We start from the raw sequence: 24,239 nt of genomic DNA, 5'->3' as shown, positions 1-24,239 counted from the left end.
TTATTACACATCCCCCTGCCGGTCAAGAACGGACGCCAGCGCCTGCTCGAATCCGGAGGCCTCGCTCGCCTCGCGGGTCGGGTCCTGCTGGCGTACGTCGATGACATGGCCGGTGAGCTCGGAGAGCAGCACATCAAGCGAGGTACGGGCGACGGCCTCGGAGGAGAGCAGCGAACCGGCGGGCTCCTGGCCGAACGCCTTGGTGCGCATCGGCGTCGCGGTGCGCTCCGGATTGACGCAATTCACACGGATTCCGTCGGCCGCCCATTCGTCGGCAAGGGCCTGGGTGAGATTCACCATGGCCGCCTTGGTGGACGAGTAAAGGCTGTATTCGGCGCGGCCGCGGGTGTAGCTGGAAGAGGTGTAGAGAAGCAGCTGCCCCTTCGTCTCGGCCAGATACTTGTACGAAGCACGCGCAATCTGGACGGGCGCCAGGTAATTGACGTTCAGCGCTTCCTGGATCGTCGCGTTGTCGGTCTCGGCGAGCTTGCCGATGCGCAGCACGCCCGCGGTGTTGATGACGTAGTCGATACGGCCGCTCTCGCCGTACGCCTGCGACAGCGCGTCGTCCACGTGCTCCGGGTTCTCGACGTGGGTGCCCGTGGTGGAGCGGCCCAGGGCGTAGACCTTCGCGCCGTACCGCTCGGCGAGGGCGGCGATGTCCGCGCCGATGCCGTACGAGCCGCCGAAGACGACCAGGGTCTTGCCGGCGAGCAGCTCGCGGTAGGCGGCCTCGTCGGCCTGGCGCGGGGCGGCGGTGGAGGCGAGCTGGAAGAGCTTGTCGGCGATGAAGACGTCGACGGGCTGGGTGACCTTCATGTTGTACTCGTCACCCGCGACGACGTAGATCGGCACGTCGGGCAGGTACTTGAGCACGACGCTGCAGTCGTCGGTGGCCTGGAAGTTGGGGTCGCCCGCGGCGATCTCGTACGCCCTGCGGATCGTGGACAGCTTGAAGGCCTGCGGAGTCTGGCCGCGGCGCAGCCGGGAGCGGTCCGGGATCTCGGTGATGAACTCGCCGTCCTCGCCGTGGGTGCGGGTCACGATGATCGTGTCCGCGGAGGGGATGGCGACGTCGACGGCCTGGTAGCGCTCCAGGGCGGTGACACAGTCCGCGATCACTCGCTGTGACAGAAGCGGACGCACCGCGTCATGGAAGAGGACATTGGCGTCCTCGCCCTCCGCGAGGCCTTCGCTGAGGGCGGCGATGGCGCGCTCGGTCGTCTCGTTGCGAGTCGCTCCGCCCTCGATGACCCTGCTGACCTTGGTCAGTCCCGCCTTGGCGATGATCTTCTCGACGTCGGGCACAAAGCCCGGTGCCATCAGCACGATCACGTCGTCGATGGTCTCGGCCTGTTCGAAGATCGTCAGCGTGTGCTCGATGACGGCCTTGCCGGCGATCTTCAGCAGCTGCTTCGGGATCGCGAGTCCCACGCGCTGGCCGGTACCACCGGCGAGCACGACTGCTGTGGTGCGGGGCTTGGCTTCGTGCGGCACGGACACAGACGACCTCTACCTTGCGATGACTGGGGGACGGTGTGATGGTCGCACTCTCCGTGACCGTCCCGCAAGGTGGACATCGGACCCTCCACACCCTCTCGAAACCGTCTGTTCACCGGGTGGCCAGGGGTGTTGGCTAGTGCCCGCCGACCCGCCGGGGTGATTGACACCACAGATGTACGAGGCCGCCCCGGAAGGTCCGTCACGCCCGCGTCACTGGTCGGCGACGTCCAGTGCGAGGGCGTTCTGCTGGTCGTATACGAGTTTCGCCGAGACCAGGAGCTGGCGGCGGCCACGGACCCTGCGCAGGGCCCGCCGGAGCTGGACGAACGAGCGCGGCCGCTGCACCAGCACCGGCGGATACGTGAAGACCGTCCCCTTCACGACCACGTCGTCGACGACCCTGCCGATGCGGACCGGCTCCGCGTCCGTGGCGTACCGCAGCCACAGCTCCCAGCGCTCCTTGTCGGCGCGGCGGCGCTCGGCCACCGCTGGGACGGACAGGGTGCAGCGGAAGCCGTGCGCGCCGTCCCGGACGCCGGGGAACTCCAGCTCGGCGGGCTCCGAACTACGGCGGCGGAGCAGAAGGACGGGGTGGTCGCCGAGTGCTCCGCGCTCCCCAGGGCCGTAGAAGCGTCCGGACACGGTGATGCTCCGGCCCGCGACGGCGATGTCGCCGGCCTCGGCGTGGACGGGCCGCACCCAGGAGCGCAGGGCGAGCAGGTTCGCGGGCGTACGGATATAGGGGACGACGTGACGGATGCCGCTGCCGGGCGCGATGCGCCGGGACGCGTTCATCGATCCGCGCTGGTCGACCGCGCGGGCGAGGATGCCCACGCGCAGGCCCGAGGAGGGCTGGTCGGCGTGGCAGATCCAGCCACCGTCGGCAAAGTCCTCGTCCGCGGGGACGGTTGCCGTTCCGTCAGCCCGGAACGGGAAGACACGGTCCTCCGCCTTCCCGCCCGCATGCTCGCAGACCAGGCGCAGTCCGGGGTGGGTGACCGCCGCCGCGTCAGGGGCGACCAGGGTGACGGTGAGACTGCCGTCGGCTTCGGCGACGCAGTCCGCGACGGGCGTGAAGGCGGGGGCCTCGGCAGAGCCGGCGGGCCCGGCAGAGCCGGCGGGCCCGGCCGACGCGGACTCGGCCGGGACGGCAGGCCCGGCGGAGACGTCGCGACGGACCATGGCGTCTGCTTCGGACCCGGCACCAGCGGCCGTGTCGCCGCCCCCGGCCGCCGCGCCGTCCCCCGCCGCGCCGCCGTCGTCGGCCACCCCGCCGGTGCGGGTCGCCGCGCCCAGTTCGGCGAAGAGCTCCTCGTACCGCTTGGCCACCGGGCCCGGGTCGAAGCGTCGCGCGTGCTCTCGGGCGGCCGCCCCCATACGGCGGCGCAACTCCTCGTCGTCGATGAGCCGGAGAAGTGCCGCGGCGATGGCATCGATGTCACCCACGGGGACGAGCAGCCCGTCGACGCCGTCCTCGACGATCTCGCGGGGGCCGTAGTCGCAGTCGGTGCTCACCACGGGCAGCCCGCAGCGCATCGCCTCGACGAGTGTCATGCCGAAGGACTCATGGCGGGACGTGGACACGGCGATCGCGCCCTTGACCCACTCGGGCTCGATCGGCGAGCGCGGGCCCATGAGCTGAACGCTGTTGTAGAGGCCGAGTTGGTCGATGCGTCTGCGGAGCCGTTCCTTCTGGTTGCCCCAGCCGCAGATGCGCAGGGTCCACTCCGGCCGCACGGCGACGACCTTGCCGAACGCCTCGATCAGCACCTCGTACTGCTTCTCCGCCGCGAGCCGCCCGGCCGCGACGACCGTGGTCCCGCTGCCGTCGGAGGGGGCGACCACGGGCTCGGGCACGCTGTTCGGAATCGCCGGCACCCGGGTGCCGGGCAGCGGCATCCGCTCCCGCCACACCGCAGCGTCGCCCTCCGAGACGGTGACGTACGCGTCGACGGCGGCGAGATGCCCGCGCATCTCGGCGCGCAGCGCGGGCTTGTGGTGGTTGTGGGTCATGTGCTCCTGGCCGATGAGCACGGCGCGCTCCCGCGCGAACTGGGCGATGTACGCGACGAGTCCGGGCCGGGTACCGATGACGACGTCCGCGTCCGAGGCGGCGTAGTGGTCCCGCACCCGCTCGTCGGTCAGCCGGCTGTACTCCTTGAAGCGCGCCTCGTGAGCCGGAAAGTGCTCGGCCGGCCGCAGCGCGAGGGGGTGCTCCTGCTCGTTCGTCCCGGAGCCGGGGCGGGTGTCGACGAGCGGTACGACGGTGATGCGCGGGTCGATCGCGAAGAGCGGCTCGTCGCGGTGCCGGAACACGGAGACGATCTCCACCTCGTGCCGGCCGGCGAGCTCTTCCGCGAGGTTGAGCGTGGTGCGGATAGTGCCGCCGATGCCGTAGATGGTGTGGATGAGGAAGGAGACCTTCATCAACGCTCCGTTCAGTTGTGCTGGGGCACCTGCGCCCCACCCCCGCGTACAAGACGGTGATGGGGGGCGACAGGTTGTGCCACACACGGATCCGAACGGAGCGGATTCTTGCCCGCCCCGCTCCCCGGACGCGAGAGGGGCCCCCGAAGGGGCCCCTCTCGGCTGCTGGGGACGGACCCCACGTCCTAGAACGGGTCGAAGTCGTCGAACTCGCGCTGTGCCTCGTCCCGTTCGGCGTCGCGGTCCTTGCGGCGCTGGGCCGCGGGGCGCGGGGCCTCGAGGCGGTGGTCCTCGCCACGGCGGCCGAGCATCTCCGCGCCGGCCATCATCGTCGGCTCCCAGTCGAAGACGACCGCGTCGTCCTCGGGGCCGATGGCCACGCCGTCGCCCGCCCGGGCGCCCGCCTTCATCAGCTCGTCCTCGACGCCGAGGCGGTTGAGCCGGTCCGCGAGGTAGCCGACCGCCTCGTCGTTGTTGAAGTCCGTCTGGCGCACCCAGCGCTCCGGCTTCTCGCCGCGCACGCGGAAGAGGCCGTCCTCCTCCTGCGTGACCGTGAAGCCCGCGTCGTCGACCGCCTTCGGGCGGATGACGATCCGGGTCGCCTCCTCCTTCGGCTTGGCCGCGCGCGCCGCCGCCACGATCTCGGCCAGCGCGAAGGACAGCTCCTTCAGGCCCGTACGCGCGAGCGCCGACACCTCGAAGACGCGGTAGCCGCGCTCCTCCAGGTCGGGGCGGATCATGTCCGCGAGGTCCTTGCCGTCCGGGATGTCGATCTTGTTCAGAACGACGATACGAGGACGGTCGTCCAGCCCGCCGTACTGCTTCAGCTCCTCCTCGATGACGTCGAGGTCGGTCGCCGGGTCCCGCTCGGACTCCAGCGTCGCCGTGTCCAGGACGTGGACGAGCACCGAGCAGCGCTCGACGTGGCGCAGGAACTCCAGGCCGAGGCCCCTGCCCTGGCTGGCGCCCGGGATCAGGCCGGGGACGTCCGCGATCGTGTAGACGGTGGAGCCGGCGGTGACGACGCCCAGGTTCGGGACGAGCGTCGTGAAGGGGTAGTCCGCGATCTTCGGCTTGGCGGCGGACAGCACCGAGATCAGCGAGGACTTGCCCGCGCTCGGGTAGCCGACCAGTGCCACGTCCGCGACGGTCTTGAGCTCCAGCACGATGTCGCCCGCGCGCCCCGGCTCGCCGAGCAGCGCGAAGCCGGGCGCCTTGCGGCGGGCCGAGGCCAGCGCCGCGTTGCCGAGGCCGCCGCGGCCGCCGTCGGCGGCCACGTACGTCGTGCCCTGGCCGACCAGGTCGGCCAGCACATTGCCCTGCTTGTCCAGGACCACCGTGCCGTCCGGCACCGGAAGCACCAGGTCCTGGCCGTCCTTGCCGGAGCGGTTGCCTCCCTCGCCCGGCTTGCCGTTGGTGGCCTTGCGGTGCGGGGAGTGGTGGTAGTCGATCAGCGTCGTGACGGACTGGTCGACGGTGAGGATGACGTCACCGCCACGGCCGCCGTTGCCGCCGTCCGGCCCGCCGAGGGGCTTGAACTTCTCACGGTGTACGGAGGCGCAGCCGTGGCCTCCGTTACCCGCGGCGACATGCAGCTCGACGCGGTCCACGAAGGTGGTCATGGATGTGCCTCCAGATGAAATACGTACGGAAAGTCTTCTCGTGCAGTGTCTATGTGCACAACATGCGAAAGGCGGACCCACTTCCCGAACGGGAAGTGAGGTCCGCCCCTCGCGAAGAACCGATCAGGCGACCGGAACGATGTTCACGACCTTGCGGCCACGGTGGGTACCGAACTCCACCGCACCGGCCTGCAGCGCGAACAGCGTGTCGTCGCCGCCGCGGCCGACGCCCGAACCCGGGTGGAAGTGGGTGCCGCGCTGACGGACCAGGATCTCACCGGCGTTGACGACCTGACCGCCGAAGCGCTTCACGCCGAGCCGCTGAGCGTTGGAGTCGCGACCGTTCCGGGTGGACGATGCGCCCTTCTTGTGTGCCATCTCTCCTCAGTCCCTTACTTCGCAGCCGTGGGGATCGCCGTGACCTTGATCGCCGTGTACTGCTGGCGGTGGCCCTGACGACGGCGGTAGCCGGTCTTGTTCTTGTAGCGCAGGATGTCGATCTTGGCGCCCTTGTGGTGGTCCACGACCTCGGCCTGGACCTTGATGCCGGCCAGCACCCACGGGTCGCTGGTCACAGCGTCGCCGTCGACAACGAGCAGGGTCGAGAGCTCGACCGTGTCGCCAACCTTGGCAGTGGAAATCTTGTCAACCTCAACGATGTCGCCGACAGCAACCTTGTGCTGGCGACCACCGCTGCGCACGATGGCGTACACGCGGATCTCTCTCTCGCTCGGAACGGGAACCCCTGATGCCAGCCGTCCGAACGGGCCGGGGCCCGCGACTGTCCGCAATGGATGGACGGCCTCTCCCGACCCGAGGTCGGGAGGGAGGTGCTCAGAAGCTGGCGTGCATGGAAACACGCCGACGGTCAAGGTTACGGGCCATGCCCCAAGGGGTCAAACCGGCTCCCTACCAGCGGAACATCTGGTGGTCGAGTACCCGCGCCTGTTGAATGAGCACTCGTGTCCCTGCGCTCCCTGATCACCATGCCACGTCTGCTGCGCCACGGATCCGCCATCGGTGCCGATCTGCCCCCGGACGAGGCCGTGCTCCTCGACGAGCCGCCCGCCGCGCTGCGTGCCGCCGTCTCCGCGGCCACCGCCGGCGACCACGGGCCCGCCCGTGAGCTGCTCGCCGCGACCCGGCTCGGTGCCGAGTGGGAGCGCCGCAGCTCCTATGTGGGCGTGCTGGCCGAGTCCGCGCTGCACAACCCCGGCTGGCTGGAGGCCTGGCTCGACGAGTCCCCCGAGGACCCGGACGCCATGCTGGTCAAGGCCGATCTGTGCATCGACCGGGCATGGGCGGTACGGACCGGGGCGCGCGCCCGGCATGTGTCGCGCGACCAGTTCCAGGCGTTCTTCGCGCTGCTCGAGGACGCCGTCCCGGTGATCGGCGCCGCCGCGGAGCTCAACCCCGATGACCCCGTGCCGTGGCGGATCGCCCTCACCCACGCCCGCGGGATCCAGGCGCCGCGCGAGGTCTTCGACGCGTACTGGGAGGAGGCGACCGCGCGCGCCCCGCACCACTACGGCTGCCACGCCACCGCCCTGCAGTATCTGTGCGACAAGTGGTACGGCTCGCACGAGGAGATGTTCGCGTTCGCGGAACGGGCCGCCACCGAGGCCCTGCCGGGTTCCCTGCTGCACGCCCTGCCGCTCGACGCCGCCATCGAGTACGACGTCGTGGCCTCGGGCACCGAGGACGGCCCGATCGACCGGTCCCGGATCGACGCCGCGGTGGACCGGGCGCTGGAGCTGTCCTCGTTCTACGACCCGGGCGACCCGGAGGCGGCCGGGTTCCGCAACGATCTCGCGCTGATGCTGATCCTCGCCCGGCGGTTCGAGGAGGCGCTGGACGTCTTCCGGGCGATCGGGGTGCACGCGCGTTCGGGCCCCTGGGGGTATTTCGGCGACGCCCGCGAGGAGTTCCTGGAGTTCCGTACGGGCGTACGGATGCAGATAGCGAGCCGCGTCCCGTTCTTCTCCTCACCGCCCAAGGCCGTCACCGGAACCCCCACGGCTGTCCCCGCCGGTCCCCCCGTCCATCTGCTGGCCGTTGCCACGGCGCCGCCGGCGAAGGTCGCCGAGGCGGCCCTGCTCTGCGGGATCCCGCTGCGGATCGCCCCGGCCGGCGGAACGGCCAGCTATGTGGCGCTCGCGCCCGACGAGTCCCCCGGCCGGCGGGCGACGCTGATCGGCGGCGACCGGCTCACCGCGGCGGCCGACACCTTCACCACCGGCGAGAAGTGGCCCGCCCTCGTGCTGCGCCGGATCGGCGACCGCGCCGGGTTCACCCTCCTCCACAAGGGAAAGGGGGTCGTCACGCACGAATGGGACCCTGCCGCGCCCGTCGGCGACCACGCCACCGCCGCCGCGAAGGCCGCCGCCCTCGCCAGGGTCTTCGCGATCGAGGACCCCCGTCCCCTGACGGGTCTGCTGCGCTCCTCCGACGCCCCGTTCCGCCGCCAGGCGGATCTCGTCGCCGCCCTCGGCCTCCCGTCGCTCCCGGACGGCTTCGGCGACCGCCCCGACGTGCTGGCGGACGTCCCCGGCGCCCGGCTGCTGGAACGCCGCGGGCTCCTCGCGGGCATGCGGGACACGATGGTGGACGACCCGGACCGGCTGCTCACCTCCAAGCCCGGGACCGGCCCGGCGCCGCGCCCGAGGCGCTGGTGGCTCCTGCGCACCCTGGCCTTCGTCTTCTTCGGCGCGGCCGCGGCGTGGGCCTGGTGGTCCCCCGGCATCGGCGTTCTGCGCTCCGTCCTCGTCTCCTTGGTGACGCTCCACTTCGGCGCACAGCTCGCCTCGGCCCGTAAGGAGCGGCAGCGCCACTAGGGCCTGTCTTGTGGATCAGGCCGGATCCCTGGCCTCCGGGGCGGCGTATGCTCGCCGGGCGAAGCCAGACACCGGAAGGCAGAGAAGTGAACTACAGGGTCCAGCCCACCGCCCAGGTCGACGAGACTGCCGAGATCGGCGCCGGCAGCAGCGTGTGGGAGCTCGCCCAGATCCGCGAGGGCGCCCGCCTCGGTGAGGGCTGTGTGATCGGCCGTGGTGCGTACGTCGGCACGGACGTGCGCATGGGCGACAACTGCAAGCTCCAGAACTACGCCCTGGTCTATGAGCCGGCCGAGCTCGGGAACGGTGTCTTCATCGGTCCCGCGGTGGTCCTCACGAACGACCACAACCCGCGCTCGGTCGACCCCGAGGGCAAGCAGAAGCGCGGCGGCGACTGGGAGGCCGTCGGCGTGAAGATCGCCGACGGGGCCTCGATCGGCGCGCGCGCGGTGTGTGTGGCCCCGCTCGAGATCGGCCGGTGGGCCATGGTCGCGGCCGGCGCGGTCGTCACCAAGGACGTGCCGGACTTCGCGCTGGTCGTCGGCGTCCCGGCGCGGCAGATCGGCTGGGTCGGCCCGGCGGGCGTCCGTCTGACCGAGCGCGAGGGCGAGCCGGGGGTGTGGGAGTGCCCGCAGACCGGTGCGCTGTTCGACGAGAAGGACGGCGTCCTGACCGAGCGCGCCGGCTGAGCCGTCTGCGGACGGAAAAGGCGGAAGCGGCGGAAAGCATGTCGGCCCCGCGCCACCTGAGGGTGGTGCGGGGCCGACATGCGTTCCCGGGTACGTACCCGAAGGAGTCTCAGCCCTCGCCGAGCAGCAGCCGGTCGAACTCCATGCTCACGACCGACCAGTCCCAGGTCGTCAGCGACAGCTTCGCCGCCCCGGCCGTGGCCTCGCGCCAGCGCTCCTCGGAGCCCGTCCACTCGAGGATCCGCTCCGCCGCCTCCGTGGGCGTCGTGACGATCCAGTCGGCCGGGTACAGCGTCCGTGCGCCGTTCTCCTTGCCCGCGAAGAAGGGCCAGTCGCGGACCACTGGAAGCGCCCCGCTGACCGCGCCCTCGACCAGGGCGCAGTGGAAGCTCTCGCGGACCGAGCTGCTGAGGATGACGCCGACCCCGGTGAGCGCGCCGGGCACGTCCTCGGTGCGGCCGTACAGCTCGACCGCGCCCTCGGCCTCCAGCTCGTCGAGGTCCTCGCGCAGGAGGTCGTCGTAGCGGCGGGCGGCGGCGCTGGCCTTGCGGTCGAGACCGTCGCCGACGATGACCATGCGGTAGCGGCTGTCGTGCCTGCGCAGTTCCCGCAGGACGTCGAGGGCCCAGCGGGGGTCCTTGGCGACGGCGCTGACGCCCACGAGGCCGAGCGTGAAGCGGGCGTCCGTGCTGGTCTTCGGGCGCTGATAGCGCTCCAGGTCCATCGCGTTGGCGATGACGTGCAGCCGAGGGCCGCCGGGCTCGTGCAGGTCGGGGAGTATGTCCGCCGCCAGGTCGCGCAGGTGGTCGCCGACGAAGACCAGGTCGTCGATGCGGGAGCGGTCGACGAGGTGCGGCCAGAAGGTCCATGCCTCGTAGCTGTGCAGCCGTACGACGATCCGGGTCGTGCCCGGGTCGACGAGCGTGAACAGCGCGGCGGCGTTGGTGGCCCAGTCGACGAAGACGGTGTCGGCCCAGTCCAGGTGGGGCCGCAGCGCGTCCTCGACCTTGTTGCCGAAGCCGCGCTGGCCGCCGAGCAGGTACTCCATCATCCGCTGGCCGCCCTTGGCGAGCGGGCGCAGCTCCTCGTCCTCCTTGAGGTCGAGGAAGCGGATCTCCACGCCGGGATGGTCGGCGTACCGGTCCATGATCGGCTTGAGGAAGTTGGCGTTGGAGTACGTGGTGACCAGCAGCCGCAGCGGACGGTCGGCCGGCAGGCCGGTCGCTGCGGGCACCTCGCGGCCGCGCGGCGCCGAGAGCGCGGCGAAGGACTTGCTGGCGCGGAACGGCGCCATGTAGCCCGCGGTGTCGGAGCTGAGCGGCGACGACAGGTCGTCGAAGTGCAGGGCCCGGTGGAAGGCCAGCGTCAGCGCCGAGGACAGGGCGTGCGCGGCCTGCTTGGCGTCGTGGCCGGCGTAGTGCTGGTCGGCGAGGGCGAGGAGGGCCTTGATCGCCTGGGTGCGCGCCTTCGGGTCGTCGTGGCCGCGGGCGATGTCCTTGCGGGCGGCCTCGGCGAGCAGCTCCGCCCTGAGCGTCTTGTCGGCGACGCGGGCGGCGGCGGAGTTCAGCACCATCGAGGCGCCGGCCTTGCGGCCGCCCTTGGACATGCTGTGGCTGACCCGGTGCGCCAGTACGGCACGGGGGCCGTCGGGCACGCGGGGGGCGGACACGACGGCCCGCCAGGCCTTGGCGCCGACCGAGGTGCGCAGCACGCGCGGCGATGTCGCCTTCTGGTACACGCCGTTGGCGCCGCGGCGGGCCGTGCGCGAGACGCCCCGGGCGGCCGCGACGGGCGACGGGAGGCTGCGGTAGACGTTGCGGAGCGCGTAGTGCCCGGGACGCTCACGGCGGTCGGCGACCGCCTTGAGGGCGGGGGCGATGCCGAATACCGCGTCGGCGCGCCGGTTGCGCTGGGCGAGCCGCCAGACCGAGTAGACCGCGGGCTGGTCGAGCGCGACGAGGACGTCCGCCGTGCGGGCCCGGGAGCGCACCCAGCCGTCCCGCTGGATGAACTTCCACGTGCGGCTGAGCGCGGAGCCCTTCTGGGCGGCCTTGACGAACTTCTCGCCGTGCGCCTCGCCGGCCTCGGGCAGCGAGTGCAGGGCCGCGAGCTCGAGGCCGTCGGTGTCGATGTCCGCGAGGTCGAACAGTCCGGCGAGCCGGACGGTGGCGCCGGCCTCGCGGAACTTGTCCAGGGATGCCTTCAGGACCGCGGGCTGTGGCACGTTGCCCGCGATCAGGAGTACGTCGATCATGCGGGGAGGCCCTCCACGTCATTGGTCCGCAGGGAAGGGGACGCGTGTCCGGACGTCACCAGTTCCGTCAGCTTGCGGACTGCAGGGCCCATCTGGGCCGCTCGTGCGTACTGAGCGGCGTGCGCCTTCGCCGCGGCCCGCTCCTCGTCCGTCGCCTCGAACGCGATGCGCGCGGCGGTGGAGTAGAGGTCGGCGAGCTTCTCGGGGTCGAAGCCGCAGGCGCCGGTCCACAGGGGGTGTCCGGTCATCACGGTCGTGGCGTCGTGCTCGACCTTGTGCGCGGACATCACGGGCAGGCCGGTGGCCATGTACTCGTACACCTTGCCCGAGGTCATGTACTTGCCGCCCATGATCATCAGGAGGAGTACGTCCCAGGAGGCGAAGATCTCCGGCACCTCGGCCTTGGGGGCGGGGCCACCGAAGGAGACCGCGTCGCCGGCGGACTGCCGGATCAGCTCCATGTGGGCGTTGGCCTCGCGGTGCGCGCCGGAGCCGATCTGGCCGCGGATCTCCAGGCTGGAGCGGGCGACGAGCGGGTCCCGCTCCCGGGCGATGCGCCAGCCGTCGAGCACGGCCCTGAGGATCCTGGGGGGTGAGGTCACCACTCCGAGATGGCCGAAGACCAGGCCCTTCTCCGGGTCGGGCGCGCGGGTCGTGGCGGGCACGCTGGCCTCGTCGTACCCGTTGCGCACGACGTGGATCTTGTGGGCGAGGTCGGGGTAGCGCTCCCGGTACCAGTCGGCGATCGGGTCGTTGACCAGCCAGTGCGACACGGCGTGGGTGAGGACCTTGCGCTCCCACTTGCCGGACACCGAGTCGGGGTTGAAGGCCTCGCCGCCGTCGATGACGTCGACGGACCAGCCGTCGCGGAAGTCGATGGCGTACGGAACGCGTGCGGTCTCCCACAGCTTGAGCGCGGCGGCCATGTTCACGTACGGGACGCAGGTGGCGAGGACCAGGTCGGCCTTCTTCTCCCGGTGCAGTCGCTGGACGGCCTTCTCCAGGTCGTAGCGCCAGCCGCCGTAGATCGGCTCCGGGAAGGCCTTCATGCCCGATGCGCGGTACTCCTGAACCCACTTGCCGGGGTTCAGCGCACGGCCCTCGGAGAACCTCCGCAGGTCCGTCTCGAGGTCCTCGCGTACGAGCGGCAGCTCGACGACGCGGACGCGCGGGTCGACGCGCTCGGAGAGGGTGTGGTCGAGACCGAAGTCACGCTCCCAGGACTCCTGCTGGATGGTCACCACGGTGACGTCCCAGCCCTGGGCGATGAACTGGTTTGCCGTCTCGGTCATCCGGTAGGCACAGCTCTTCGCGGCCGGCGGGAAACCGATCGCCAGGTAGATCACATGCCTGCGGCCGCCGTCACTCGGACGGACCTCTGTGTGCTGGGTAGCAGGGGTGGGAGACACCCCAGAACGCTAGCATGGCGCGGCCTACGCCCCGCTGAGCTGCGGCGCTGGGTCGGGGCACGCCTGTGGGCGCCCTCCGGAAACCCGGGGACGCCCACGAATGTGACGTGTTTCTCAGCCGTCAGCCGCCGATGACGACGCGTCGGACGCCCTCCCAGCGGGCCGGGTCCGTGGTGCGGCGGCCGTCGACCAGGACGGTCACGTCCGGCAGGTCGGAGGCGGCCAGCTCGCGGTACTCGGCGTGGTCGGCCTGGAGGATCGCGGCGGTGACCTTCTCGCCCTGGTGCGGGGTGAGGCCGTGCGCGGCCAGCTCCTCGGCCGTGTACATCGGGTCCGAGACGAACGCCACAGCGCCGCGCGCCTTCAGCGACTCGACGACCCCGTAGACGCCGGAGAAGGCGGTCTCCTTGACGCCACCGCGGTAGGCGGCGCCGAGCACCAGCACGTTCACGTCCTTCAGGTCGCCGTAGGCGGCGGCCAGCAGGTCGACGGCGTACTCCGGCATGGCGGCGTTGGCCTCGCGGGCCGAGCGCACGACGGTCGCCTCCGGGTCGTTCCACAGGTACATCCGCGGGTAGATCGGGATGCAGTGGCCGCCGACGGCGATGCCGGGCTGGTGGATGTGGCTGTACGGCTGCGAGTTGCAGGCCTCGATGACCTTCTTGACGTCGATGTCGTTCTTGTCGGCGAAGCGCGCGAACTGGTTCGCCAGGCCGATGTTGACGTCGCGGTAGGTGGTCTCGGCGAGCTTGGCCAGCTCGGAGGCCTCGGCGGTGCCGAGGTCCCACACGCCGTTGGCCTGCGGCAGGTCGGCGCGCTCGTCGAAGTCGAGGACCTGCTCGTAGAACTCCACACCGTGCTTCGTGGAGGCCTCGTCGATGCCGCCGACGAGCTTCGGGTAGCGGCGCAGGTCGGCGAAGACGCGGCCGGTGAGGACGCGCTCCGGCGAGAAGACCAGGTGGAAGTCCTGGCCGGGGGTCAGGCCCGAGCCCTCCTGGAGCATCGGCGCCCAGCGGTTGCGGGTGGTGCCGACGGGCAGGGTGGTCTCGTACGAGACGAGGGTGCCGGGCTTGAGGCCCTTGGCGATCGCCTTCGTGGCGGAGTCCATCCAGCCGAAGTCCGGGGTGCCCTCGGCGTCCACGAACAGCGGGACGACGACCACGACGGCCTCGGACCGGGCCACCGCCGCAGCGGTGTCGGTGGTGGCGGACAGCAGGCCGGCGTCGACGGCCTGCTTCAGCTTGACGTCCAGGTCGTGCTCGCCGGGGAAGGGCTCGGTGCCGGCGTTGACCAGCTCGACGACCTTCTCGTTGACGTCCGCGCCGATGACCTTGTGGCCCTTGGCGGCGAACTGCACGGCGAGCGGAAGCCCGATCTTGCCGAGCGCGACTACACAGATATTCATCGGGTCAGTTTCCTCTTCACACGGGACATCAAGTGGCGCAGCCGGCCGCCCTCGCCGGACGAGGACTCCCAGAGCGGAGCCGTGGTGATCACCAGCCGTCCCTTGGCGTTCGCGTTGGCGGAGACACGGTACGGGACCTTCTCTCGCCAGCGCCGTGCCAGGGGCAGCGGCAGGCCCAGGGTCTTCACCGGGACCTCGTACATCGAGCCTGCCACGTCCAGATAGGCGCGGACGCCGAGCTTGGCCCGCACGGGCTCGACCGGGATCCGGGCGGTGAGCACCGTCCCCGTGCCGTCGGCGGTTGCGGTACGGCTCAACTCCCCTGCCGTGGCGGGGAGTTCGGTGCCGACGGGCAGCCGGCGGGCTCCCGGCTTGTCGGCGCTCTTCGGCATGGCCTTGCCGGCCAGCCGGATGACGGCGGAGTCCGTCTCACCGGCGACCGGGACGCGGACCGCGAGGGCCAGCGTCAGATCCTTGCCGGACTGCTCCCACTCGGCGGAGACCAGCCCGGTGCCGTCGGCGAGCTGCTTGGGCACGGACTCGCCGATGACCTCGAAGAGCCGGTCGGGCAGGCCCAGGGCAGGGTCACGGAAGCCGGGGTAGCGGAGATACGCACGGCCGTGCTCCAGCAGCATCGGGGGCGCCCCGTGGGCGGCCTCGTCGCTGATGGCGCGGACGAGCTCGGTGACGGCGCCGCGCTGGGCGAGCGCGATCCGTACCCGCCGCTTGACGTCCATCGAGTCGCGCAGCGGCTCGGTGAAGTACTCGTCGGCGAGGGCGGCGATCCCGGCGCAGACCTCGATCTGCGTCTGCCGGTCGAGGGCCGGGAAGTCGTCCTGGACCAGCTTGGCGAGCTCCCAGGTGAAGTGGCGCTTGAACACCGCGTCACGCTGCGGGCCCGCCTCTATGAGACCGGCCGTGAACTTCATGATCTCGGCGGTGCAGCGCAGCCGCGCCAGATGGTTGGCGCGGTACGTGATGTTGCTCGCGTCGCCGCGCTTCACCGCGTAGTAGTACGTGTAGTCCGCGAGGACCGAGATCTTCTTCGCCCGTACGCAGGCCTCGATGGTGAACGGCTGGTCGCTGCCGACCGGCAGGTCCTCGGGGAAGCGCAGCTTGTGCTGCTCCACGAGTTCGCGCCGGAACAGCTTGGTGTTGGCCAGCGTGAACGGCAGCGCCGAGTCGTACAGGCTGATGTCCGGGTCGCTCTTCTTGTAGAGCGCCTGGTGGACGTAGCGGCCGTTGGTGCCGACCATCTTGCCCACCACGACGTCGGAGCCGTGCTTGTCGGCGCAGGCCACCATCCGCTCCAGCGCCTCTCTGCCGAGGTAGTCGTCGGAGCCGATGAAGTACACGTAGCGCCCGGTGGCGAGCTCCAGTGCCCGGTTGCTGGGCGCGGCCGGGCCGCCGGAGTTGGCCTGGTGGAGCACCTTCACGGTGCCGGGGTAGCGCTCGGCGAAGCGGTCGAGCTCCCGGCCGCTGTCGTCGGTCGAGCCGTCGTCGACGGCCACGACCTCCAGCCTGTCCACGCCGATGCTCTGCCCCACCAGCGAGTTCAGGCACTCGGTGAGGTACGGCATCGTGTTGTAGACGGCCACGACGACGGTGACGTCAGGGGTTGCGGTCATCCCCAGCTCCCTGAAGAAGTCTCGTGTAGACGCCGTCGAGAACCTTGGCCTGGGCCTCCCAGGTCCAGCCTTCGAGCAGGCCTTCCTTCTCGTACGCCTTGGTGTACTTCTTCGGGTCGGCGAGCACGGCCTTGACCGCGCGCACGTAGTCGTCGGTGTCCTGTGCGGTGAACACCTCGCCCTGGCCGGTCTCGCGGGTGACCTCCGCCATCGTCCTCACGTCGCTCACCACGAGCGGCAGGCCCGCGTGCGAGTACTCGAAGAACTTGGTGATCAGCGCGATCTCGTGGTTCGGCCAGTGGTGGATCGGGATGATGCCGACGTCGGCGCCCGACAGGAACGGCACGACCTGCCAGTGCGGCACGTACGGCACGGCGTGGACGCGGTCGCCCACACCGAGTTCCTCGGCGCGCTTCAGCAGTCCGCGGACGTACGCCGCCTGGGGGTCGCCGCACACGAACACCGCGTGGGCGTCCGGGAGCTGCGGCAGGCCCTCGACCATGATGCCGAGGCCGCGCTGGGCGGCGGCCAGGCCGCTGTAGACGAGCAGCGGGACGTCGGGGCCGATACCGCACAGCTCGCGGATGTCCGGGACCGGCTCGTCGATGACCTTCTGGGTGGCCTCGGCGTCCGGTGCGTTGAGGACGACGGCCGGGCGCTCGGCCAGTCCGTGCGTCTTCTGCAGCAGGTCGGCGAGTCCGCCGGAGACGGTCATGACCGCGTCCGCGTACTTGGCGTGCTCGCGCTCGTACCCGACCATCGCGGGGAGCTTGCGCTGGTTCGCCCAGGAGCGGACGCCGGGCAGGAACTCGTGGGCGTCCCAGACCAGTTTGGTGTTCCGGCCGGCGGCGCGGGCGCGCAGCGTGGCGCGGGCGCCGACGCCGAGCATCCGGAAGTCGTTGGCGTGGATCAGGTCCGGCTTCAGCGCGTCGATCACGGGGCCGAAGTTCAGCTCGAAGTCCCATACGCCCGGGTCGAGCCGCCGCCAGGCCCGGTCGCCCATGGTGGTGAGCCAGAACCGGGTGGTGAGCTTGTCCAGCGGCGCGGAGCGGGTCCGCCTGATCTTCGCCAGCTTCTTGGTCTCGCGGCCGCGCAGCGACACCCACTTGGAGGTGACCTTGGACGCGGCCTTGGGGACGGTCAGCCAGTTCTTGGTGAACTGGGCGCCGAGCCCGGAGCTGCCCGTCGCCCGCAGCTCGTCGGTGCGGACCCGCAGATCCGCGCGCCAGGCCTTGACCTGCTGCACCCGGAAGGCGTGGGTCCGGTCCGAGGAGTACGCGAGCGGCCGCCGCAGCGGCGCGGCGCGCAGGTCCTTCGGCTTGACGGACAGCTTGGCGTTCATCCGGATCAGCCGGACCTCGGCGTCACCGAGCTTCCAGGTGTCCTCGCCCTTGCCCGAGTACTTGCCGAGCAGGATCACGTCCCAGCCGGCCGCGGCGGCGGACGCCGCGGCCTTCTGGACCCGGGAGTCACCGTGGACGCTGTTGTCGACGAGCATCACGATCCGGCCGCGCGTACCGCGGCCGGGCCATACGGTGTGGTCGGCGGTCATGAGCTCGCGCGGTCCCCGCTCTCGAGCTTCACCGTGAGGCCGGTGTTGGCGGAGTCGATGACGGCCGCGGCGACCTCGACGGTGCGCAGACCCTGGCGGAGCGTGCAGATGTCCTGCGACTTGCCGAGGACGGCGTCACGGAACAGCTCGTGCTCGACGAGGAGCGGCTCGCGCTTCGGGATCGCGTACCGGATCATGTCGCCCTCGGCGACACCGCGGAACGCGCGCAGCGCCTCCCACTCGGTGGTCACGGCCGCGTTCGAGTAGAACGTCAGGTCGGCGGTGAGGGTGTCGGCGATGAAGCAGCCGCGCTCACCGGTGACGGAGGTGAAGCGCTCCTTGAGCGGGCTCAGCCAGTTGACGAGGTGGCTGACCATCGTGCCGTCGCTGAGCTTGCCGACGGCGGAGACCATGTCCTCGTGCGGGCGGCCGGACTTGGAGACCGTGTGCGCCGCGATCGAGGTGTACTCGCGGCCGGTGACCCAGGCCGTGAGGTCGATGTCGTGGGTGGCGAGGTCCTTGACGACGCCGACATCGGCGATGCGGTGCGGGAAGGGGCCCTGGCGGCGGGTGACGACCTGGTAGACGTCGCCGAGCTCGCCGGCCTCCAGGCGGGACCGCAGGGACCGCAGCGCCGGGTTGCAGCGCTCGATGTGGCCGACACCGGCCACCAGGCCGCGCGACTCGAAGGCCTCGACGAGGCGGCGGGCGCCCTCGACGGTGTCCGCGACCGGCTTCTCGACGAGCGCGCCGACGCCGGCCTCGGCCAGCTTCAGGCCGACTTCCTCGTGCAGCCCGGTCGGGCAGGCGACGACGGCGTAGTCGATGCCGAGCGCGATCAGCTCCTCGACGGTCGACAGCACGGGGGCGCCCTGCGCCCAGCCGTTCTTGTCACCCATCGGGTCGACGACGGCGACCAGCTCGACGCCGTCGAGACCGGCCAGGACGCGGGCGTGGTGGCGTCCCATGGAACCGAGGCCGATCAGCCCGGTCCGCAGTGCAGCGGCAGTCACAGATTCTCTCCCAGCGCGTTCACGGCGGTGACGATGCGCTCAAGGTCGTTCTCGGACAGCGAGGGGTGGACGGGGAGCGAGACGACCTCGGCGGCCGCACGCTCGGTCTCGGGCAGGTCCCAGTTGCGGCCGGCCTTCTGGTCCGGCTCCCAGTACGGCTTCAGCCGGTGGATGGGGGTCGGGTAGTACACGGCGTTGCCGACGCCCGCCTCGGTGAGCTTCGCCATGACGGCGTCGCGGTCACCGCGGACACGGATCGTGTACTGGTGGTAGATGTGGCGCGCGCCCTCGGCGACGACCGGCGTGACCACGTTCGGCGTGGTGATGTTCGCGCTGAGGTACGCGGCGTTCGCGATGCGCTGCTCGGTCCAGCCGCCCAGCTTCGAGAGCTGGACGCGGCCGACGGCGGCGGCGACGTCCGTCATGCGCATGTTGGCGCCGACGATCTCGTTCGCGTACCGCTGCTCCATGCCCTGGTTGCGCAGCAGACGGAGGGTGCGGGCGATCTCGGCGTCGGCCGTGGAGATCATGCCGCCCTCGAGGCTGTGCATGTTCTTGGTCGGGTAGAAGCTGAACGTGCCGCCCGAGCCGAAGGCACCGACCGGGGTGCCGTTGAGCGCGGCCGCGTGCGCCTGGCAGGCGTCCTCGACGACGGCGAGCTTGTGCTTCTCGGCGATGGCCATGATCTTGTCCATCGCGGCCGGGTGGCCGTACAGGTGCACCGGCATGATCGCGGCGGTGCGCGGGGTGATGGCGGCCTCGACGGCGGCCGGGTCGAGGCAGTACGTGTCCGCCTCGATGTCGGCGAAGACGACGTCGGCGCCGACCAGGCGGACCGCGTTGGCCGAGGCGGCGAACGAGAACGACGGGACGATCACCTCGTCACCCGGACCGATACCCAAAGCCATCAGAAGGAGGTGCAGCGCGGAGGTACCGGAGTTGACGGCCACGCAGTGGCGGCCCTCCACGAGCTCCGAGAAGCCCTCCTCGAACGCGGCCACCTCGGGGCCCTGTACGACCCGGCCGCTGCGCAGTACGCGTACGGCGGCTTCGATCTCTTCTTCACCGATGACCGGGCGGGCAGCGGGGATGGGCTGCTCGTTGCTGCTCGGCATTGGACGTCCTCCTTGAACACCGCAAGAGCTCTATGTGGCAGAGGTCCGGGGTTTGCGGGGCGTCCTGTGGGCCGCGCGTACCCCTCCGGCGCGATGGCCGACGCCCTACCGAGGAATTGCTGGGACCGGTCTGTCCCTTTAACCGGGCCGGTCACCGACCGTAGTCTCCGGGCGGGGCCCCGACACGGCAGCGACCGCCGTCACATTATCAGGAATTTCCTAGTCAATTTCGTGGCCGTTAACGGGACCAGGCATCAATTGCGCTACAAACGCCGCGTCCCGCCCCTCGATCATGAGGGACGGGACGCGGACGTTCAGCCACCTGTCATCAGTTGTTCAGCTTTCGATGGACGCGGTCGCGGATGCCGTCACGGAGGGCAGCGCCTGCTGTTCCGCGGCGGCGGTCTTCTTGGTGGCCGCCTTGGTGGCCTTCTTGGCGGTCGTTTTCTTCGCCGCGGTCTTCTTGGCCGCCGTCTTCTTGGTGGCGGCCTTCTTCGCCGTGGCCTTCTTGGCGGTCTTGCGGGCCGCCTTCTTGGCCGGGGCCTCCGCGCCTTCCGCGGTCTCCGGCGCCTGCGGGGCCTCGGCGGCCGCCTCGGGCTCGGCCTGCGGCGTCGAGGCGACCACGACGACCGCGGCCTCCTCCGCACCGGACGGCGAACCGGCCGGGGCGGTGACCTTGCGGGTCGCCCGCCGGCGGGCGCGCGGCGGAGCGGCGACGGGCGCCTCGGCGGCCGGGGCCTCGGCAGCGGGTGCCTCGGGCTCGGGAGCCGGTTCCTCGGCAACGGCCGGAGCCTCGACGACCACCGGTGCCTCGGCCACGATCTCGACCGGGGCCTCGGTCCCCTTCGGCGAACCGGCCGGGGCCGTCGCCTTGCGGGTGGCACGGCGGCGGGTACGGCCCACGGGGGCCGGCTCCTCCTCGGTCGGCCGGACCGGCTCGGCGGCCGGGGCCTCGATGACGGGAGCCTCGGCGACGGGGGCCTCGAGGACCTCCTGCACCGGCTCGGCATTCTTCGGCGCGCCCGCCGGGGCGGTCGCCTTGCGGCTCGCCCGGCGGCGGCCACGGCCACGGGTCGCCGCGGCCTCGGCCTCGGCGGCGCTGCTGTACAGCTCCTCGTCCGGGGCGAAGGCGGGCTCGGGCAGCGCAACCGGCGCCGCGACCTCCGCCGCGACCTCGATCTCGGTCTCGATCTCCTCCTCTGCGGGCGGAGCCTCGCCACCCGGCGCCTCGAGGACGACCTCGTGCTCGTGGACGTGCTCGGCGCCGCCGCGGCCGCGCTTCTTCGCCCGCTTGCCGCCGCCCCCGCCACCGGCGGTTGCCGGCTGCTCCATGTGCACGATCACGCCACGGCCGTTGCAGTGGACGCAGGTCTCCGAGAACGACTCCAGCAGACCCTGGCCGACCCGCTTACGGGTCATCTGGACCAGGCCCAGCGACGTGACCTCGGCGACCTGGTGCTTCGTACGGTCCCGGCCCAGGCACTCCAGCAGGCGCCGCAGCACCAGGTCCCGGTTGGACTCCAGCACCATGTCGATGAAGTCGATGACGACGATGCCGCCCAGGTCGCGCAGCCGCAGCTGGCGCACGATCTCCTCGGCCGCCTCCAGGTTGTTCCTGGTGACGGTCTCCTCGAGGTTGCCGCCCTGGCCGGTGAACTTGCCGGTGTTGACGTCGACGACGACCATCGCCTCGGTCTTGTCGATCACCAGCGAGCCGCCGGACGGCAGCCAGACCTTGCGGTCCAGCGCCTTCATCAGCTGCTCGTCGATCCGGTGCGTGGCGAAGACGTCGACCTCGGAGGTCCAGCGGTTCAGCCGGTCCGTGAGGTCGGGCGCGACATGCGCGACGTAGCCGTGGATGGTGTCCCACGCCTCGTCACCGCTGACGATGACCTTGGTGAAGTCCTCGTTGAAGATGTCGCGGACGACGCGGACGGTCATGTCCGGCTCGCCGTACAGAAGGGTCGGAGCGTTGCCGTTCTTCGCCTTCTTCTGGATCTCCTCCCACTGCGCCTGCAGGCGCTCGACGTCGCGGCCCAGCTCGTCCTCGCTGGCGCCCTCCGCGGCCGTACGGACGATGACGCCCGCGTCCTCGGGGACGATCTTCTTGAGGATGGTCTTCAGCCGGGCGCGCTCGGTGTCGGGCAGCTTGCGGCTGATACCGGTCATCGAGCCCTCGGGCACGTACACCAGGTAGCGGCCGGGCAGGGAGACCTGGCTGGTGAGCCGGGCGCCCTTGTGACCGATCGGGTCCTTGGTGACCTGGACGAGGACGGACTGGCCGGACTTCAGCGCGGTCTCGATACGGCGCGGGCCGTTGGCGAGCCCGAGCGCCTCGAAGTTGACCTCACCCGCGTACAGGACGGCGTTGCGCCCCTTGCCGATGTCGACGAAGGCGGCCTCCATGGACGGCAGGACGTTCTGCACCTTGCCCAGGTAGACGTTGCCGACGTACGAGGTCGACTGCTCCTTGTTGACGTAGTGCTCGACGAGCACGTTGTCCTCGAGGACGCCGATCTGGGTACGGTCGCCGTTCTGCCGGACGACCATCACGCGCTCGACGGCCTCGCGGCGGGCCAGGAACTCCGCCTCGGTGATGATCGGCACCCGGCGGCGGCCCTGCTCGCGGCCCTCGCGGCGGCGCTGCTTCTTCGCCTCGAGACGGGTAGAGCCCTTGATGGACTGCACCTCGTCGGACGGCTCGGCCTTGGGGCGGGGCTCACGGACCTTGACGACCGTACGGACGCCCTCTTCCTCGCCCGCCTCTTCCTCGACGTCGGCGGGCTCACCGCTGCGACGGCGCCGGCGACGGCGGCGACGGCTGCTGCTGGTGCCGGGGGCGGACGGCGTGACGGCCTCGGACTCGGCCGCCTCTTCCTCGGCCTCCTCCTCCGCCTCTTCCTCGGCCTCTTCGGCCTCCTCGGCGACTTCGGGACCCTCCGACTCCACGGCCTCACCACGGCGACGGCGACGGCCACCACGGCGACGGCGGCGCGAGGGCCGGTCCTCGTACTCCTCGGCCTCCTCGCCCTCGCCCTCGCCCTCGGCCTCCGGCTCCTCGGCGGCCTCGGCCTCCGGCTCCTCCGCGACCTCGGTGACCTCGACGGGCTCGCCACGGCGGCGACGGCGGCGACGCGGGGTGGTCACGGCGGCCGGGGCGGGCTCGACGGCCTCTTCCTCTTCCTCCTCGACCGCCTCGGCGGCCTCGGCGGCGGCCGCGGCAGCGGCGGTCTCCGGGGTCTGGAACATCGGCTCGGTGAACACCGGGGCCTGGAACACGGCCACGGCCGGCCGGCCGGCCCGGCGCCCGCGCGCGGGCTCCTCGGCCTTCTCCGGCTCGGGGGCGGTGGTGAACTTCGGCGCGGTCGCGCGCCGCTGCGTGCGGCCGCGCGAAGCGGCCCGCTCGGCCGCCTCGACCTCGGCCTCTTCGGCGGTGATCTGTGCGACGGTGTCCGCCGGCAGTCCCTCGCCACCGGCCCCGGCCTCGTCCTCCTGCACGGGCGTGCCGACCCGTCGGGTGGCGCGGCGGCGCGTACGGCCCCGGGGGGCCTCCTCGGCCTCGGGCTCCTCGGCCTCCACGGCCTCGGGGGCGGCGGCTTCGGCCGCATCCGGCGCTCCGGCCGGGGCGGTCGCCCGACGGCGGGTGCGGCGGGCGGGCGCCTCGGCGGCGCCCTCGGTCTCCGCGGCGTTGTCGCTCACGGCACCTTCCTCAATGTCTTCGACGGCGCCGACGGCCGTGGCCGCCTCCACCGGGGCGGGCGAGCCCTCGGGCGCGGCCGTCCTGCGTGTGGCCCGACGGCGGGTACGCGGCTCGGGCGCCTCGGCGGCGGGCTCGGCGGCGGCAGGCGCCGCGGTGGGCTCGGCAACGATCTCGGCCGCAGCGGGCGCACCCGCGGGCGCGGTCGCCTTACGGGTCGCACGACGACGCGTACGCGGCTCGGGCGCCTCGTCGGCAGCGGCCTCGGCAGCAACCGGCTCGGCGGCGGGCGCCTCCACGGCAGTGGACTCGGCGGGGGTCTCGGCAGCCGCGGGCGTGCCGGCCGGGGCGGTCGCCTTGCGGGTCGCGCGACGACGCGTACGGGCCGGGGCCGGTGCGGCCTCCTCGGCAGTGGCTTCCTCACCGACGGCCTCGAGGGCCTCTTCGGCGGCCTCGCCGGCCGGGGCGGTGGTCGCGCCGACGGTCTCGGCGGCAGCGGGCGCGCCTGCGGCCGCGGTCGCCTTGCGCGTCGCACGACGACGCGTGCGCGGCGCGGGCGCCTCGTCGGCAACGGGCTCGGCAACAACCGGCTCGGCGGCGGGCGCCTCCGCGGACGGCGCCGGTATGGCCGCGGAGAGGGACGCCGTGACGTCCTTCACGGTCTCCACCGGAGCGGTCGTCGGCGGGCCCGCAGGGCGGGACGCGGCGCGGCGACGGCGGCGCGGAGGCAGCGTGTCGCTGGGGGTGGAGTTCTCGTTGTCCTGGGTGGTGTCGTCCCCGGTCACACCGGGGTCGTTCGGCTCGAGCATGCGGGCGGTTCTCCCGTCACGCTCCCGGGCGCCGCGCCTGGTTCCGGTCCGGCGGCACGTACCGCGTGATGAACGCGGAAGCCGCTGTCCGGGGCGCGGGCGCCGCACGGGAGCTGTATGTCTGGCTCGCCGGTTCCGTACGCGATGTACGCACGGCCTGGCGAAAGTCTCCTGGTCTGTGCGCTGCCCGACCCAGGTGGCTCCCGAGTACGAGGGCGGCGCTACGACGACTGCCCTTGCGCGGGACCGGCACCTTCCGGCGCCGTCGTCTGTGACCCCAGC

At 71.6% G+C, this 24,239-nt stretch carries 15 protein-coding genes; 2 read left to right on the top strand and 13 right to left on the bottom strand.

What is annotated here, in order from left to right:
* Positions 1-3: 3 nt before the first annotated feature.
* From ACFV9O_RS12770 to rplU, 5 genes are all read right to left on the bottom strand, one after another.
* Positions 4-1,503 carry an SDR family NAD(P)-dependent oxidoreductase gene (locus tag ACFV9O_RS12770; RefSeq protein WP_385416163.1) on the bottom strand — a complete coding sequence of 500 codons (1,500 nt, stop codon included), beginning with the start codon at positions 1,501-1,503 and terminating at the stop codon, positions 4-6.
* 210 nt (positions 1,504-1,713) lie between these two features.
* Entirely contained in the window at positions 1,714-3,930 is a 2,217-nt protein-coding gene (locus ACFV9O_RS12765) for a glycosyltransferase family 4 protein (RefSeq protein WP_385416160.1), read from the bottom strand.
* A gap of 185 nt (positions 3,931-4,115) precedes the next feature.
* A complete protein-coding gene (gene obgE, locus ACFV9O_RS12760) occupies positions 4,116-5,552 on the bottom strand; it encodes a GTPase ObgE (RefSeq protein ID WP_385416158.1) in 1,437 nt (478 codons plus the stop codon).
* A gap of 123 nt (positions 5,553-5,675) precedes the next feature.
* The gene (rpmA, locus tag ACFV9O_RS12755; RefSeq protein ID WP_189937709.1) at positions 5,676-5,930 is read right to left on the bottom strand and encodes a 50S ribosomal protein L27; all 255 of its coding nucleotides are present in this window, start codon (positions 5,928-5,930) and stop codon (positions 5,676-5,678) included.
* Between the two features lie 14 nt (positions 5,931-5,944).
* Entirely contained in the window at positions 5,945-6,265 is a 321-nt protein-coding gene (gene rplU / locus ACFV9O_RS12750) for a 50S ribosomal protein L21 (RefSeq protein WP_017944922.1), read from the bottom strand.
* A gap of 249 nt (positions 6,266-6,514) precedes the next feature.
* Between rplU and ACFV9O_RS12745 the strand changes: the two genes are divergently transcribed.
* Both ACFV9O_RS12745 and ACFV9O_RS12740 read left to right on the top strand, forming a co-directional pair.
* The gene (locus tag ACFV9O_RS12745) at positions 6,515-8,386 is read left to right on the top strand and encodes a hypothetical protein (RefSeq protein ID WP_385416154.1); all 1,872 of its coding nucleotides are present in this window, start codon (positions 6,515-6,517) and stop codon (positions 8,384-8,386) included.
* 86 nt (positions 8,387-8,472) lie between these two features.
* On the top strand, positions 8,473-9,075 hold the full coding sequence (locus ACFV9O_RS12740) for an acyltransferase (RefSeq protein WP_385416151.1): 603 nt from the start codon (positions 8,473-8,475) through the stop codon (positions 9,073-9,075).
* Between the two features lie 109 nt (positions 9,076-9,184).
* Here the strand turns inward: ACFV9O_RS12740 and ACFV9O_RS12735 are convergent, their stop codons facing one another.
* The 8 genes from ACFV9O_RS12735 to ACFV9O_RS12700 form a co-directional block, all read right to left on the bottom strand.
* The gene (locus ACFV9O_RS12735) at positions 9,185-11,329 is read right to left on the bottom strand and encodes a glycosyltransferase (RefSeq protein ID WP_385416148.1); all 2,145 of its coding nucleotides are present in this window, start codon (positions 11,327-11,329) and stop codon (positions 9,185-9,187) included.
* Complete coding sequence (locus ACFV9O_RS12730; RefSeq protein WP_385416294.1) at positions 11,326-12,621, bottom strand: glycosyltransferase; 1,296 nt, start codon at positions 12,619-12,621, stop codon at positions 11,326-11,328. Before ACFV9O_RS12730 ends, ACFV9O_RS12735 begins: the two co-directional genes overlap by 4 nt.
* Positions 12,622-12,859: 238 nt before the next feature.
* Positions 12,860-14,143: a nucleotide sugar dehydrogenase gene (locus ACFV9O_RS12725; protein ID WP_385416145.1), complete on the bottom strand. Its 1,284-nt coding sequence runs from the start codon at positions 14,141-14,143 to the stop codon at positions 12,860-12,862.
* Complete coding sequence (locus ACFV9O_RS12720) at positions 14,140-15,771, bottom strand: glycosyltransferase family 2 protein (RefSeq protein WP_385416143.1); 1,632 nt, start codon at positions 15,769-15,771, stop codon at positions 14,140-14,142. Before ACFV9O_RS12720 ends, ACFV9O_RS12725 begins: the two co-directional genes overlap by 4 nt.
* Positions 15,755-17,323 carry a glycosyltransferase family 4 protein gene (locus ACFV9O_RS12715; RefSeq protein ID WP_385416140.1) on the bottom strand — a complete coding sequence of 523 codons (1,569 nt, stop codon included), beginning with the start codon at positions 17,321-17,323 and terminating at the stop codon, positions 15,755-15,757. The genes ACFV9O_RS12720 and ACFV9O_RS12715 overlap by 17 nt, the downstream gene beginning before the upstream one ends.
* On the bottom strand, positions 17,320-18,336 hold the full coding sequence (locus ACFV9O_RS12710; protein WP_385416138.1) for a Gfo/Idh/MocA family protein: 1,017 nt from the start codon (positions 18,334-18,336) through the stop codon (positions 17,320-17,322). The genes ACFV9O_RS12715 and ACFV9O_RS12710 overlap by 4 nt, the downstream gene beginning before the upstream one ends.
* Positions 18,333-19,451, bottom strand: coding sequence for a DegT/DnrJ/EryC1/StrS family aminotransferase (locus tag ACFV9O_RS12705; RefSeq protein WP_385416135.1), 1,119 nt, complete (start codon positions 19,449-19,451; stop codon positions 18,333-18,335). The genes ACFV9O_RS12710 and ACFV9O_RS12705 overlap by 4 nt, the downstream gene beginning before the upstream one ends.
* Positions 19,452-19,787: 336 nt before the next feature.
* Positions 19,788-23,957 (bottom strand): ribonuclease E/G, encoded by a 4,170-nt coding sequence (locus ACFV9O_RS12700; protein WP_385416132.1) that lies wholly within the window; start codon positions 23,955-23,957, stop codon positions 19,788-19,790.
* Positions 23,958-24,239 lie beyond the last annotated feature (282 nt).

The sequence above is a fragment of the Streptomyces sp. NPDC059909 genome, assembly GCF_042730885.1.
Taxonomy (GTDB): domain Bacteria; phylum Actinomycetota; class Actinomycetes; order Streptomycetales; family Streptomycetaceae; genus Streptomyces.
The sequence above is the reverse complement of the archived record's forward strand: the minus strand, read 5'-3'. Positions and strand labels throughout refer to the sequence as shown.